This is a genomic window from Streptomyces sporangiiformans (genome assembly GCF_005768555.2).
Lineage (GTDB): Bacteria > Actinomycetota > Actinomycetes > Streptomycetales > Streptomycetaceae > Streptomyces > Streptomyces sporangiiformans.
Genome location: NZ_VCHX02000082.1, coordinates 1 through 14,472, shown reverse-complemented (window position 1 = coordinate 14,472; position 14,472 = coordinate 1). Strand labels below are relative to the sequence as shown.

The window sequence follows — 14,472 nt, the reverse complement described above, 5'->3', positions numbered from 1 at the left end:
GCCCGCTCCCCCTGTGCGGGCCGCCGCCGGACGTGTGACCGGCCCTCGGGCCGCCGCCGGGCGTATCCACGCCTCGGCGGTCGTACGGAAGGACGTGGAGTCCAGGTGGCAGCGCACCGCAAGCCGAGACAGCGCTCAGTGGCCGGGGGTACGACCCGCACAGCCTTCACGATCGCGCTCGCGGGCGCGGCGAGCGCGACCTCCTTCGACGGGGCGGGGCACGCGGAGCCGCAGCTGACGCCGGATCAGGTGAAGGCGAAGGTCGACAAGTTGTACCAGGAGGCGGAGGTCGCCACCGAGAAGTACAACGGCGCCAAGGAGAAGACCGCCAAAACGGAGCGGCGGCTGGGCTCCCTTCAGGACGAGGCGGCGCGCAGGACGGAACGGCTCAACTCCGAGCGGGACGCCCTGGGTTCCGTCGCCGCGGCGCAGTACCGGGACGGAGGCCTCGACCCCGCGCTGCGGCTCATGCTCTCATCGGATCCCGACCAGTACCTGGACGGGGCCGCGTTCGCCGAGCGCGCCGGGAGCCGGCAGGCGACGACCGTCTCGCGCGTACGCAAGGAGCTGCGCGAGATCGAGCAGTTGCGCGGGGCCGCGCATGTCGAACTCACCTCGCTCAAGTCCCAGCAAGCGGATCTCAGGCGGCACAAGACCACGGTCACCGGGAAACTGGGCGAGGCCCGGCAACTGCTCTCCCGACTGACGGCGGAGGAACGGACGCGGATCGGGGCGGACGACCCCACCACGGCACGCGCCGCGCGTTCCGGGTCGGCCCCGCACGACCTGGGCTCGACCACGGCTGCGCCCAACTCCCGTGCCGCCGCCGCGATCTCGTACGCGTACGAGAAGCTCGGCAGCCCGTACGTGTGGGGTGCCACCGGGCCGGACGCCTTCGACTGCTCGGGGCTGACGCAGGCCGCGTACCGCTCCGCGGGCATCTCCCTGCCCCGGACCACGTACGCGCAGATCGACTCCGGCACACGCGTCTCCCGGTCCCGGCTCCAGCCCGGGGACCTGGTGTTCTTCTACTCGGGCATCAGCCATGTGGGGCTCTATGTGGGCAACGGGCAGATGATCCATGCGCCCAATCCTTCGGCGCCGGTGCGGTTGGCTCCGCTGGACGAGATGCCGTTCGCCGGGGCGACCCGGGTGGTGTGAGCGGGTGCACCGGGGGTGGGGTGGGTTTTTCCTTCCCCAACCCCACCCCTTCCCGAAACTGGGGGCTGCGCCCCCATACCCCCCATCGCTCGCACTTCGGCTGCGGGCCGGCCGTGGCTGGTCGCGCAGTTCCCCGCGCCCCTAAAGGGGCGCACCCGCAGTCGGCCACCGGCGGGAGGGGGCGTGTGCCGGTGCGTCATCGCCCGTCGCGTAGGGCTTGTCTCAGGAGACCCGCGCCTACTTACCAGCCCACGGCCGTACGCCCCCGCGGCGACGGGCGGACGCACCGGCACACGACCCCGACCCACCCACCACCCCACCCACCGGAGAGTCAGCGCAGCTCCCGCAGCGCCTCCCCCACCACCGTCACGCCGTCCTCGATCGCCGATGCCGCGGTCGCCGCGTACCCCAGGAGCAGTCCCGGCGGGCCGCCCGACCGCTGACGGTGCCACGAGAGTGGGTGCACCTTGACGCCCCGGGCCAGCGACGCACCGGCGAGTTCCGTGTCCCTCTCGTCGCCCTCGAACGTGACCAGCAGATGCAGCCCGGCCGCCGCACCGTGCACGACCGCCCCCGGCAGATGCGCCCGTATCGCCGCGATCATGGCGTCCCGACGCCGCCGATGACGCCGCCGCAGCAGCCGCAGATGCCGCTCCAGCTCCCCCGACTCCATCAGCCGAGCCAGCACGAGCTGCGGCAACACCGCATTGCCGAGATCCGCGAACCGCTTCGCCGCCACCAGCGCGTCCCGGTACCGCCGCGGCGCCACCACCCACCCCATACGCAGCGCCGGCGCGAGCAGCTTCGACACGCTCCCCATGTAGCAGACCCGTTCCGGCACCATCGACCGCAACGCGGGTACGGGTGACCGGTCGTAACGGTGCTCGGCGTCGTAATCGTCCTCGACCACAAGGCCGCCCCTCTCGGCCCACCGCATCAACTCCCGGCGCCGCGCGCCCCCGAGCACGACCCCGGTCGGAAACTGATGAGCCGGCGTCAGCAACACCGCCCGATGACCGGCCAGTTCGGATACGAGCACGCCGTCGCCGTCGACCGCCACGGGCGGCGTACGAAGCCCCAGGTTCCCCAAGTGCTGGCGGATCCCGAGCGACCCCGGATCCTCCACGGCGATCTCCCCGGCCCCCTCCTCCCGCAGTACACCGCCCACCAGCGCGAGCGCCTGCGCGGTCCCCGCGACGATCAGCACTTCCTCGGGATCGACCCTGATCCCGCGATTGCGCCCCAGCCAGTGTGCGACGGCCCGCCGCAACTCCACGGTCCCCCGCGGATCCCCGTACCCGAACCCGTCGGCCGTCAGCTCCCCCAACACCTCACGCTCGGCCCGCAACCACGCCGCCCGCGGAAACGCCGCCAGATCCGGCACTCCGGGCGACAGATCGATGCGCGCGGGCGCGGTCCGGATCAGGTCGAAGACATCCTCACCCGGGGGAAGGCCGAACAGGTCGGTGGAGCCGGGCCGTCGGGGCGCCAGTCGCCGACTGCCCCCAGCCTCCGCAGGCCCGGCTCCCGCAAGCCCGGAACCCACAGGCCCGGCGCCCACAGGCCCGGCCACCACCACCGTCCCCTGGCGCCCCCGCCCCACCACATGCCCGTCCTCCGAGAGCCGCTGATACGCCTCGGTCACCACCCCGCGCGACACCCGCAACTCGGCGGCGAGCACACGTGTCGCCGGAAGCCGGCTTCCGAGCGGCAGGCGCCCGTCGGCTATCGCGCGCCGCAACTGCCCCGCGAGCCAGTCGGCCCGCCCGCCGAACGGCGCGTCCCGTATGTCCAGCTGCAGGAAGTCCGAACCGGCGGACGAGGCCTCACCCACGGGAACCCACCGGAACCGGACCCCCAGCTATGGACCCGTCGAGGACAACCTCTTTGGACCTGTCCATCGGACCATTCTCGGACAAGGCTCACCCCATGACCACCACCACACCCATCGACTACGTCCACGGCTACTCCGCCCACGAGTCCCGCCGTCTCGGCGACCAGGCCGACACCCTGGCCCAACTGCTCCACGCCGACACGGCCTACCCCGCGGGCAGCAAGGTCCTGGAGGTCGGCTGCGGAGTGGGCGCCCAGACGGTCCACCTGGTCGAGGCCGGCCCGAAGACGCACTTCACGGCGGTGGACATCTCGGCCGCCTCACTCGCCCAGGCCCGGGCCCGCGTCACGGCCCAGGTCCCCGAGGCCCGCGTGACGTGGCACCAGGCGAACCTCTTCGAACTCCCCTTCGCGGACACCGAGTTCGATCACCTCTTCGTCTGCTTCGTCCTGGAACACCTGGCCGCCCCGCGCCAGGCGCTGGCCGCCCTCCGCCGCGTCCTGCGCCCCGGTGGCACCCTCACCGTCATCGAGGGCGACCACGGCTCGGCGTTCTTCCACCCCGACAGCCCGTACGCCCACGCCGTCATCGACTGCCAGGTCCAACTCCAGGCGGCATCGGGCGGAAACGCCCTGATCGGCCGCGAGCTGCACCCCCTCATCACCGGCGCCGGATACGACGACGTGACGGTCCGCCCCCGCACCGTCTACGCCGACCGCTCCCGCCCCGCCCTGGTCAACGGCTTCACCCGCAACACGTTCACCGCCATGATCGAGTCCGTACGCGAGGAGGCCCTGGCGGCGGACCTCATCACCCCCACCGACTGGGATCGGGGCATCGCGGACCTGCACCGAACGGCATCCGAGGACGGCACGTTCCACTACACGTTCTTCAAGGCGGTGGCGGTGAACCCGGTGTGACCAACGGTCACACCAGTCGTCGTGCCGTGGCCCAGCGGGTGAGCTCATGCCGGTTCGACAGCTGGAGCTTGCGCAGCACCGCCGAGACATGGGATTCCACGGTCTTGACGGAGATGAACAGCTGCTTGGCGATCTCCTTGTAGGCATAGCCGCGGGCGATGAGGCGGAGGACCTCACGCTCGCGCTGGGTGAGGCGGTCGAGGTCCTCGTCCACGGGTGGGGCGTCGGTGGAGGCGAAGGCGTCGAGGACGAAGCCGGCCAGGCGCGGGGAGAAGACCGCGTCGCCGTCCTGGACGCGGAAGACGGAGTCGACCAGGTCCGTGCCGGTGATGGTCTTCGTGACATAGCCACGGGCGCCGCCCCGGATCACGCCGATGACATCCTCGGCGGCGTCGGAGACGGACAGCGCGAGGAAACGTACGGGCCGCTCGGCATCCGCCATCAAGGCGGCGCAGCGGCGCAGGACTTCGACACCGCCGCCGCCCGGGAGGTGCACGTCCAGGAGGACGACCTCGGGCCGTGTCGCCGTGATGACGGAGACCGCCTGGTCGACGTCGGCGGCCTCTCCGACCACCTCGACACCCGTCCGCTCGGTCTGCCCGATCTCGGCCTGGACCCCCGTACGGAACATGCGGTGGTCGTCGACGAGGACCACCCTGACCCGGCGCTCGACCGCTCCGCCAGCCGGCGTGCCGCCGACAGGCGTGCTACCGGCAGGCGTGCCGCCCGCGGGCTCGGCCGGCTCCACCGGCTCGCTCGCCCCGTTCGCGTCGCTCATGTCTCCGCCCTCTCCATCTCCAGCTCGACCTCCGTGCCGCCGTCCGGCACCGCGCGCAGTCGGGCCGTGCCGCCGTTGCGCTCCATGCGGCCGATGATCGATTCTCTGACGCCCATGCGGTCGGCGGGTATGGAATCCAGATCGAAGCCGGGGCCTCGGTCCCGGACGGACACGAAGACCGACTTGCCCTCGACTTCGGCGTAGACCTGTACCGCGCCGCCCTCGCCACCGTACTTGGCCGCGTTGACCATCGCTTCCCTCGCGGCCTGCATCTGGGCGCCGATTCTGTCGTCGAGCGGGCAGTCGCCGACGACGACAACCTCGATGGGCACCCCGTGCTTGTCCTCCACCTCCGCCGCGCTGCGCCGGACCGCTTCGGCGAGGGTGTCCGGTTCGTCGGCCTCGTCCTTGCCGGTGCCCTCCGGTTTGTAGAGCCAGGAGCGCAGGTCGCGTTCCTGGGCGCGGGCGAGGCGGCGCACCTCGCTGGCATTCTCCGCGTTCCGCTGGATCAGCGTCAGGGTGTGCAGGACCGAGTCGTGGACATGGGCGGCCACCTCGGCCCGCTCCTGGGCGCGGATACGCATCAACCGCTCCTCGGACAGGTCCTGGGTCATGCGTACGAGATAGGGGCCGGCGAGCAGCGCTATGCCCACCAGGACGGCGAGCGCCGCCTGCAGCACCGAGCCGAGGTGGGCGGCGGAACCCTGCAGGACGAATATCCCGGAGACCCCCGCGGTGACCAGGAGGACTCCGGCCGCCGAGCGGGCCAGGTTCAGGGTGCGCCGGCGGCGGCCCACCTCCACCCAGCGGGCACGCCGCGCGTTGTCCGCCTGGCGCCAGACCAGGGCGACACCCGCGCCGACCAGAACGGCGGGCCAGAGATACGCCTTGGCCCCGCCGCTCAGGTCCACGTTGCCGACGAAGACCATGGCGATCACGACCATCGCGAGCAGCGCGACGATCTGGCCCTTGTCGGGCTTGCGGGCGACGAGTCTGCGGCGGCCGTCGGAGGAGACCTCGGCGACGATGGCCGGGGGGCGCCCGGCGTCCACGCCTCCGACGCCGAGCGGCACGAAGAACCAGAACGAGGCGTACAGCAACGCCCCGAGCCCGTCCGACAGGAACAGCCCGACGAAGACCACCCGCACCCAGGCCACGGGCAGCCCGAGATGTCCGGCGAGCCCCCGCGCGACGCCTCCGAGCCAGCGTCCGTCGCTGCTGCGGTAGAGCTTGCGCGGCGGCCGCGGGTTCTCGACGGGCAGGGCTGCGGCTTCCGGCATGCCATCGATGTTCACACGCCGGGCGCCCCAGGGCATCAGGGTCGACCCCCGAGACTCCCCTGATCTTCGAAGGCAACGTCGCTGGGACGTCGCTGGAATGTCGCTGGAAGCTCGATGGAAGCTTCGATGGAACGTCGATCTGATCGCCGAACACTCCTCGAAGTCGGGGGCGATTTCAGGGTTCGGCCAGGGTCGTCCCGACTGCCGCCGAGCCGTCGCGGCCGTCACCATGGACACATGACAGATCAGCAGGACGCCGCGACGGGTCCGGGACCCGGCTCCGGCCGGGGCCGTGGCACGGGCCTCGGCGAGTCCCCGGCCGCCGCGGCGGAGGATCCCTTGGGGCCCGCGGGGCCTGCGGGCCCCGAGATTTCCGAGGTCCCGCGCAGGTTCCGGCGCGACCGGCGGCACAAGATGCTCGGCGGTGTGTGCGCGGGGCTCGGGCGGCAGTGCGACATGGACCCGGTCATCTTCCGCATCGGGCTCGCGGTGCTCTCGGCGACCGGCGGCCTGGGCCTCATCTTCTACGGCTTCGCCTGGCTGTTCGTCGCATACGACGACGAGGACGAGAACGAGGTGCGCAAGCTGCTCACCGGCAGGGTGGACGGCCAGGCGCTGACGGCCGTGCTCTTCGCGCTGGTCGGCTGCGGGGTGTTCCTGTCGATGCTGAGCAACGGCGGGGTGATCAGCTTCGCCGCGATACTCGCGCTGCTCCTCGCGGGCGCCGGGTACTGGTCGCGGCAGCGCGGCGCCCCCGACGCCGACCCGCTCGCCGCCCAGGCGGCGGCCGACGCGCCCCCGGAGGCACAGGCCCCGCCCGTCCCCGCCTCCTTCCCCTCCTGGTGGCGCGACCCGATCATCAAGGACGGCACGTATGTGGGCGGCACGGGCTACCTGTGGGGTCCCGGGGACACTCGGGACCGGGACATCGGGGCGGCGCTCGACCCCGCGCAGGGCGACCACGGCAAGGACATACGCGCGCGGGAGCCGAAGTCGCGCGGCCCTCGCTGGATCGGCGGCTGGCTGTTCCTGCTCGCCCTGCTGGCGGGCGCCCTGGGCACCGGCGCGACCTGGGAGGACCACGCCCTGGGCACCAGCCTCCAGGCCGGCCTCGCGGGTGCGCTCATCGTCCTCGGCCTGGGCATCGCGATCAGCGCGTTCCTGGGGCGTACGGGAGCGGGGTCGATCTTCCTCGCGGTCATCACGGCGGGACTGCTGGCCGGCTCGGCGGCGCTGCCGAAGGACATCAGCACGCACTGGGTGCGCACGGACTGGACGCCCACCGCGATGGCGGACGTCCAGAGCGCGTACGACCTCGGCACCGGCGTCGGCACACTGGATCTGACCCGGCTCGACCTCCCCAAGGGCCGGACCCTGACGACGAACGCCGAGGTGGGCATGGGACGCCTCGAGGTCGTCGTGCCCCGCGACGCGACCGTGAAGCTGACCATCGACGTGGGCGTCGGCGACATCCAGCTGCCCGGCGACGACAAGAAGGACGTGGACGTGGCCCCCGACAAACACAGGCAGCTGACCCTCAAGCCCACCGGCGAGGCCAAGAACGGCGGCACGCTCGACCTCACCCTCCAAGTCGGCGTCGGACAAGCGGAGGTGACCCGTGCTGCGTCATGACGTCCAGCCCGGCCGACTGATCGCGGGCTCCTTCCTCACCCTCGCGGGCGTCATCTACGCCGGCGACGCGGGCGGCCTCTGGGATACCCCTTGGTTCGTGGTCATCCCTCTCGTCACCGGCGGCCTGTGCCTGGCGGCGGTCGCGGGCACCCTGACCCATGCGATACGCCTCCGGCGCAGGCGTTCGGTTTCCCGGGGCACGTCCACGCCGGGTCGGCCGAGCCGCCCGGCCTGACGCCGGACCGACTAGGGACCCGCTAGAGACCGGCCAGGGACGAGCTAGGGACCGGCCAGGGACCGGCCAGGGACCGGCTAGGCGAGACCGCCCGTGGCCCGGATGTTCTGGCCGGTGATCCAGCGGCTGTCCTGGCCGGCCAGGAACGCCACCACGTCGGCGATGTCGGACGGCTGCCCGAGCCGGCCGAGCGGCGTCAGCTGCACGACCATGTCCAGCGCCTCCTTCGGGTTGGTACCGCGCAGCAGATCGGTGTCGGTGGCACCCGGAGACACCGTGTTGACGGTGATACCGCGCGGTCCGAGTTCCACCGCCGCCGCCGCGGTCAACTGCTCCAGCGCACCCTTGCTGATCATGTACGGGGCGATGCCCCTTCCGGCCCGATGGGTGTTGAGCGTGGAGATGTTGACGATGCGGCCGCCGTCGGGCATGTGCCGGGCCGCGTACCGGACGGTCAGGAAGGCGGCCTTCAGGTTGACCGTCAGCGCGCGGTCGTACAGCTCCTCCTCGATGTCGGCCAGGGGCGTCGGCGTGAAGTCCAGGGCCGCGTTGTTGACCAGGATCTCCACGCCGCCCGACCGGCTCTCCGCCGCGGTCTCCATCAACTGCTCCGCCGCCCCGGCCTCCGCCAGGTCCAGCCGCACCGCCCGTGCGCTGCCGCCCGCGTTCTCGACGGCGCGGACGACGTCTTCCGCGGCCTCGACGCTGCTGGCGTAGTTGAACACCACCTCGGCCCCGTCGCGGGCGAGGCGTTCCACGATTCCCCGTCCGATGCCCCGCGAACCCCCGGTGACGACCGCGGTCCTGCCTTCCAGCACTGCCATGTCGGTGTGTCCTCCACGCTCCGTGATGATCCGGCACACCGAACCTACCGCCGCCACAACGGCTATGACGGGGCGTCAACGGACAAGGCGGAGTCCAGGAGCGTGCGCGGCCCGAGGCGCCGACGCCTCAGTAGGCTCCCGCTCGCTGCCTTCGGCGTGCTCGGATCCTCGCGTCGATCGAGAACACCGATGCTCCGGCGAGGACGAGGGGGAGCCAGGCCATCAGGTAGGCGAGGTCGTTGCCGTAGTAGTACGGATCCGACTGCCAGCTCACGGTGAGCCAGAGGCTGAGGGAGATCAGGGCGCCGCCGAACGCTGCGAGCCGGGCGAAGAGGCCGATCAGGGTGCCGATACCGACGGCGAGTTCACCGGCGGCGATGGCGTAGCCGAAGCCGACGGGGTTCTTGAGGGACAGGTCCACGAGGGCCGGGATCGCCGAGGAGTCGCGTACCGCGCGCATCATGTCGCCGATGGAACCGGAACCGGCCTCGGACAGGAACGCGCTGTCGGTGATCTTGTCGAGCCCGGCGTAGATGAAGGTGACACCGAGGAAGACGCGCAGGGGAAGCAGGGCGTACCGCGTGGCGGTGTCCCTCCAGTCCCCGCCTCCGTCGTCCAGGTAACCGGAGTGCGTGTCCATGCGCATGCTGTGAGTCATCGCCCTCCGCCGCCTCTCACCCGCCGTACAGTTCACCCCTCAACAGAAGATACGTGCGGCAGGGCTCGACGGCTCAGGACCGGGGGGAACTTTTTCTGCCAGGTTTTTCCCTCCCCCGGCCGGCCCCTTCCCGAAACGGGAGCTTCCGTTCCCAGACCCCCATGGGCGAACCCATCGCCCCATAATGTGCGTATGGCCGAGATCATCCAGCGTGACGGGACCTGGGCCTTCGACGGCAGCACGGTCCGGATCACGCCGGGACTCCACCGCTCCGTACCGCTGTTCCGGCAGACCTACGGAGAGGTCGCCGTGCCGCTCGAAGCGGTCGCGAGCGTCGTCTACGAGCCCGAACGCAAACGCGGCCGCCTGCGCCTGAGGCTCCGTGAGGGCGCCGACCCGCTGCTTCAGGCGACCGGCGGGCGCCTTCCCGACGCGGCCGACCCGTACCGGCTGACGGTGGACATCGACCGCTCGGGCGTCGCCGAGTACGTCGCCGAGGAGATACGCCGCGCCCTGCTCCTCGAGCAGATCCCCAAGGAAGCCGCGAAGGACTACCTGCTGCCGGGCCCTCCCGTGCCGGTGTCCGTCCGCTCCAGCGACGGCACGGTGTCGTTCGACGGCATCCAGGTTCGTATCGACTGGAGCGAGTCCTCGGACCGCGTGAAACGGGCGACGGGCCCGCGCATCATCGACCTGCCGGATCTCGTGCAGGTGGAGTGGCTTCCCAACTCCGGTTACGAGGACGGCTTTCTGCGCTTCATGACCCGCGAGACGGTGTTCTCCAAGCTCCCGCCGGAGAAGGACCCGTTCGCCCTGGACCTGTGGGGCAGCGCCCGCCGCGATCTGCTCACGGCGCTCGTCGCCACCGCGGTCACCGCCCGCCTCCCCCATCCGTCCACCCGCACCGGCGAGTACGTCCCCGCTGCTCCGCCGCGTCTCCCGGCGGCGGCCCGGGACGCCGTACCGCCCCAGCGCCGGCGCCCGCCCCTGGCCGGGTCCGGGGCCGAGCCCGAGGACCATGACGTACTTCTGCGCCGACTGAGGGAGTTGGGCGAGCTGCACCGCGACGGCGTGCTGACGGACGAGGAGTTCGCGGCGACGAAGGCCGCCGTGCTGCGCGGATTCTGATCCACCACGTGAGTCCCCACGTGATCCACCACGGGCCGCCGTCCGCCCGAACCGGGAGCCGCCACGGCCGACCGGCCGTGATGCGCGCTCAGGACAGCAGATCCGGCTCGCTCCGGCTGATGTCCTGCCACAACGGCTGATAGTTGATCCACGCCACCAGGTCACCGCCGAGCTGCTCGCGCGTCGCCACCGCCTGGCGGTGGTCGATGAGCAGCGGCCGGCCCGCCGCGCGGGCGGTGAGCTGGACTTGGCAGGAGCGTTCCATGGACAGGAACCACCAGGCCGCCGCGTCGACCGAGTCGCCGACGGTCAGCAGGCCGTGGTTGCGCAGCACGAGCGCCTTGCGGGAGCCGAGCGCGGTGGCGATCCGCCGCCCTTCCTCGGCGTCCACGGCGACACCTGTGTACGCGTCGTACAGCGCGTGATCCTCGTAGAACGCGCAGCTCTCCTGCGTGATCGGGTCCAGCAGGTCGCCGAGCGCGGCCACGGCGCGTCCGTGCACCGAGTGGCAGTGGGCGACCGCGACGACGTCCGGGCGGGCGGCGTGCACCTGGGCATGCACGGTGAACGCCGCCTGATTGACGTGATAGCGCCCCTCGACCACCTGCCCCTCCCCGTTGGCCATCACCAGGTCGCCGACAGTGACATGCTTGAAGGGCATTCCGAACGGGTTGACCCAGAAGCAGTCGCTGAACTCCGGGTCGCGCGCGGTGATATGGCCGGAGACCCCGTCCTCGAAACCGAACCGCCCGAAGATCCGCAGCGCCCCCGCGAGCCGCTCCTTGCGGTGCCGCCGCTCGTCCTCGAGCGACTCGTGCATGGGCGGCATGGCGAATCGAAGCTGGTCGGTGGGTAGGGGCAGGGGCGGCGTGGGCCCGTGCATATGTCCTCCAGCCCAGAGGTACGGACATCTTTACGGGCGGGAAGTTACCGTCGGTCCGCGCAGGAGAACAGTCAAGTTCGTGAAGAGAGTGCGCAACCGTTGTGCGGGGTCGTTTGTCTGGCCTGCAAGCGACCGACTAAGCGGTTGGACCACAGAGAAGCCGGCCGTCAAGACGTGAACCACTCAAAGCGGTTGGGCCGGGAGGAAAGGGAAGACACATGAGAGGAGTCATGAACAGAACCGAGCGCCGGATCGCCGAGATGCTCCGGCAGATCGCCACCCGTGACGTCGTCGTACTGGACGACCTCGGGGGTTCGGCACACAGGCTGGCCGCGCTCACCTACATCGCCGTGCAGTACGGGTTCCGGTACGAGGTGGCGAGCAGGCAGGGCCAGACGCTCCAGGTCCACCTGATCCGCGACACCCGCCCCGAGGCACGCGAGCGGGGCACGGCGGCGCTCAGCCGGCTGGCGGCGGGCCGTACGCCGGGTATGCGCCCCGGCACCCTCAAGCCGTTGCCGGACGCGGCCCCCGCGGTCGGGCTGCTCAAGGCGCGTATCGAGTTCGACTGCCTGGACGACGACCTGGACTGGCGCCGCAAGGCCGCCTTCATGAGCGCCAGCGCGGTCCTGATGGCAGTGCTGCTGATACCCGCCGGCTGGAGGGCGTCGCTCTGCGCGAGCGCCGCCATGGCCGCGGTGTTCGCGGTCTTCCTGCGCCTGGAGGTCGTCCGCAAGGACCGGCTCGCGCGCCGGCTGCGAGCGGCCGGGATGCTCTGAGGACACACCAGACACCCCGCTTCAGCGCCTTCACCCACCACACCCTCGCACCCCGGTGCGTGGTGAGCCGTCCCCTTGGAGGGTGGTCCGTCACGCGCAAGAGGTGGAACCGCCGTAGCTGTTCCACCTCTTGCGCACCGGGCTGACGGGGCCGTACGGACCTACGAAGTGATCCGGGAAGCCGCCGAGAACGTGACGGCCGCGGTCACTCCCACTCGATGGTCCCCGGCGGCTTGCTCGTCACGTCGAGCACGACGCGGTTGACGTCCGCGACCTCGTTCGTGATCCGGGTCGAGATCCTGCCGAGCACGTCGTACGGGAGGCGTGACCAGTCGGCGGTCATGGCGTCCTCGCTCGACACCGGCCGCAGCACGATCGGGTGACCGTAGGTCCGGCCGTCGCCCTGGACGCCGACCGACCGCACATCCGCGAGCAGCACGACCGGGCACTGCCAGATGTCGCGGTCGAGGCCCGCCGCGGTCAGCTCCTCGCGGGCGATGGCGTCGGCCTCGCGGAGCAGGTCGAGGCGTTCCTTCGTCACCTCACCGACGATGCGGATGCCGAGGCCCGGGCCCGGGAACGGCTGGCGCTGGACGATCTCGTCCGGCAGACCGAGCTCCTGGCCGACCATCCGGACCTCGTCCTTGAAGAGCTTGCGCAGCGGCTCGATCAGCTGGAACTCGAGGTCCTCGGGAAGCCCGCCCACGTTGTGGTGGGACTTGATGTTGGCCGTGCCCGTACCACCACCGGACTCGACCACGTCCGGGTAGAGGGTGCCCTGGACCAGGAACTCGACGGCCTCGTCGGAGCCGCTCGCCTCGGCGATGATCTCCGCCTGCGCCTGCTCGAAGACCCGGATGAACTCGCGCCCGATGATCTTCCGCTTCTCCTCGGGGTCCGAGACACCCTTGAGCGCGGTGAGGAACCGCTCCTCCGCGTCCACGACCTTCAGCTGTACGCCGGTCGCGGCCACGAAGTCCTTCTCGACCTGCTCGGTCTCGCCCTTGCGCATCAGACCATGGTCGACGTACACACAGGTCAGCTGGGAGCCGATGGCCTTCTGCACGAGGGCCGCGGCGACCGCGGAGTCCACACCGCCGGAGAGCCCGCAAATGGCGCGCTTGGTGCCGACCTGCTCACGGATCGCGGCGACCTGCTCCTCGATCACACTGCCGGTCGTCCAGGACGGGGTCAGGCCCGCGCCCCGGTAGAGGAAGTGCTCCAGGACCTGCTGGCCGTGCGTGGAATGCATGACCTCCGGGTGGTACTGGACGCCGTACAGCTTCTTCTCGTCGTTCTCGAAGGCGGCGACCGGAACGACGTCCGTGGACCCCGTGACGGTGAAGCCATCGGGGGCCTCGCTGCACGCGTCGCCGTGGGACATCCACACCGACTGCTCGTCCGGGGTGCCCTCGAAGAGGGTGGAGCCGGACTTGGAGACGTGCAGCTGCGTACGGCCGTACTCGCGGGCGCCCGTGTTGTCGACGGTGCCGCCGAGGGTCGTCGCCATCAGCTGGAAGCCGTAGCACATGCCGAAGACGGGGACACCGGCCTCGAACAGGGCGCGGTCGACGCTCGGGGCGTTTTCCGCGTACACCGACGAGGGGCCGCCGGAGAGGATGATCGCCGCCGGGTTCTTGGCGAGCATCTCGGCGACCGGCATGGTGCTCGGCACGATCTCGCTGTAGACCCGGGCCTCGCGGACTCGGCGGGCGATGAGCTGGGCGTACTGCGCACCGAAGTCGACGACCAGGACGGTGTCGGGGGTGGCGGCAGCGGGGTTCGCTGATGGCACGGGTTGCCTTCCGGCGGTTTAGCGGGGATCTGTGCTGCCGATTCTAACGGGGACTGTGGGGAGGGCGGCCTGGGCAAGGTTTTTCGCCCCCGCCGCCCCTACCCGTCCCATCCCTGGGGCTCCGCCCCAGACCCCGCTCCTCAAACGCCGGAGGGGCTGAATTACCGCGGCCCGGGCCAATCACTGAAGGCCCGGGCTGCCCCTTTCTGCCNACCGCGGCCCGGGCCAATCACTGAAGGCCCGGGCTGCCCCTTTCTGCCGAGGCCGGCATCAATCAGCCCGTCCGGCGTTTGAGGACGAGGCCGTTCAGGCCGATAGCGGGGGTCTGGGGGCGCAGCCCCCAACACGGCCGTCTCACGATCCGAACCCGGCTTGGAGTGGGCCCGCCGCCCGGGCATACTGCCCGCATGCTCAAGCACCAGACCTTCATCTTTATCTATGGCAACCGGCCCACCGGCTGCCATGGTCGTGCTGCTTGAGCAACTGACAAGCGACTTCCCAGGCGCCCCGGGCCGACAAGGCCCGGGGCGCCTGGCGTATCCGGACCTCGCCGCCCCGGGGCAGC

Annotated in this window: 13 protein-coding genes; 6 read left to right on the top strand and 7 right to left on the bottom strand. The window is 71.1% G+C overall.

The window, feature by feature from the left end; all coding sequences use genetic code 11:
* Positions 1-105 precede the first annotated feature (105 nt).
* Positions 106-1,161 carry a C40 family peptidase gene (locus FGD71_RS08820; RefSeq protein WP_119099826.1) on the top strand — a complete coding sequence of 352 codons (1,056 nt, stop codon included), beginning with the start codon at positions 106-108 and terminating at the stop codon, positions 1,159-1,161.
* Positions 1,162-1,492: 331 nt separating this feature from the next.
* On the opposite strand, the gene pdxR is transcribed toward FGD71_RS08820, so the two are convergent.
* A complete protein-coding gene (gene pdxR, locus FGD71_RS08815; RefSeq protein ID WP_240436473.1) occupies positions 1,493-2,995 on the bottom strand; it encodes a MocR-like pyridoxine biosynthesis transcription factor PdxR in 1,503 nt (500 codons plus the stop codon).
* 95 nt (positions 2,996-3,090) lie between these two features.
* Between pdxR and FGD71_RS08810 the strand changes: the two genes are divergently transcribed.
* Entirely contained in the window at positions 3,091-3,915 is an 825-nt protein-coding gene (locus FGD71_RS08810; protein WP_119099827.1) for an L-histidine N(alpha)-methyltransferase, read from the top strand.
* Positions 3,916-3,922: 7 nt separating this feature from the next.
* Here FGD71_RS08810 and FGD71_RS08805 read toward each other — a convergent pair whose 3' ends face one another.
* Entirely contained in the window at positions 3,923-4,693 is a 771-nt protein-coding gene (locus tag FGD71_RS08805) for a LuxR C-terminal-related transcriptional regulator (protein ID WP_119099825.1), read from the bottom strand.
* Entirely contained in the window at positions 4,690-6,009 is a 1,320-nt protein-coding gene (locus FGD71_RS08800) for an ATP-binding protein (RefSeq protein ID WP_119099824.1), read from the bottom strand. Before FGD71_RS08800 ends, FGD71_RS08805 begins: the two co-directional genes overlap by 4 nt.
* 201 nt (positions 6,010-6,210) lie before the next feature.
* On the opposite strand from FGD71_RS08800, the gene FGD71_RS08795 reads away from it, so the two are divergent.
* Complete coding sequence (locus tag FGD71_RS08795; RefSeq protein ID WP_119099823.1) at positions 6,211-7,605, top strand: PspC domain-containing protein; 1,395 nt, start codon at positions 6,211-6,213, stop codon at positions 7,603-7,605.
* Positions 7,592-7,840: a hypothetical protein gene (locus FGD71_RS08790; RefSeq protein ID WP_119099822.1), complete on the top strand. Its 249-nt coding sequence runs from the start codon at positions 7,592-7,594 to the stop codon at positions 7,838-7,840. The genes FGD71_RS08795 and FGD71_RS08790 overlap by 14 nt, the downstream gene beginning before the upstream one ends.
* A 77-nt stretch (positions 7,841-7,917) precedes the next feature.
* Here the strand turns inward: FGD71_RS08790 and FGD71_RS08785 are convergent, their stop codons facing one another.
* Both FGD71_RS08785 and FGD71_RS08780 read right to left on the bottom strand, forming a co-directional pair.
* Positions 7,918-8,664 (bottom strand): SDR family oxidoreductase, encoded by a 747-nt coding sequence (locus FGD71_RS08785; protein WP_119099821.1) that lies wholly within the window; start codon positions 8,662-8,664, stop codon positions 7,918-7,920.
* Positions 8,665-8,791: 127 nt separating this feature from the next.
* Positions 8,792-9,322 carry a DoxX family protein gene (locus FGD71_RS08780; protein ID WP_119099820.1) on the bottom strand — a complete coding sequence of 177 codons (531 nt, stop codon included), beginning with the start codon at positions 9,320-9,322 and terminating at the stop codon, positions 8,792-8,794.
* 192 nt (positions 9,323-9,514) lie between these two features.
* Here FGD71_RS08780 and FGD71_RS08775 point away from each other — a divergent pair, with 192 nt between their 5' ends.
* Positions 9,515-10,450: a DUF4429 domain-containing protein gene (locus FGD71_RS08775; RefSeq protein WP_119099819.1), complete on the top strand. Its 936-nt coding sequence runs from the start codon at positions 9,515-9,517 to the stop codon at positions 10,448-10,450.
* 88 nt (positions 10,451-10,538) lie between these two features.
* Here the strand turns inward: FGD71_RS08775 and FGD71_RS08770 are convergent, their stop codons facing one another.
* Positions 10,539-11,333 carry a class II aldolase/adducin family protein gene (locus tag FGD71_RS08770; RefSeq protein ID WP_119099818.1) on the bottom strand — a complete coding sequence of 265 codons (795 nt, stop codon included), beginning with the start codon at positions 11,331-11,333 and terminating at the stop codon, positions 10,539-10,541.
* 230 nt (positions 11,334-11,563) lie between these two features.
* Here FGD71_RS08770 and FGD71_RS08765 point away from each other — a divergent pair, with 230 nt between their 5' ends.
* Positions 11,564-12,112, top strand: a complete 549-nt coding sequence (locus tag FGD71_RS08765) for a hypothetical protein (RefSeq protein ID WP_119099817.1) — start codon at positions 11,564-11,566, stop codon at positions 12,110-12,112.
* A gap of 205 nt (positions 12,113-12,317) precedes the next feature.
* On the opposite strand, the gene guaA is transcribed toward FGD71_RS08765, so the two are convergent.
* Positions 12,318-13,907, bottom strand: coding sequence for a glutamine-hydrolyzing GMP synthase (guaA, locus tag FGD71_RS08760; protein ID WP_119099816.1), 1,590 nt, complete (start codon positions 13,905-13,907; stop codon positions 12,318-12,320).
* Between the last annotated feature and the right edge of the window lie 565 nt (positions 13,908-14,472).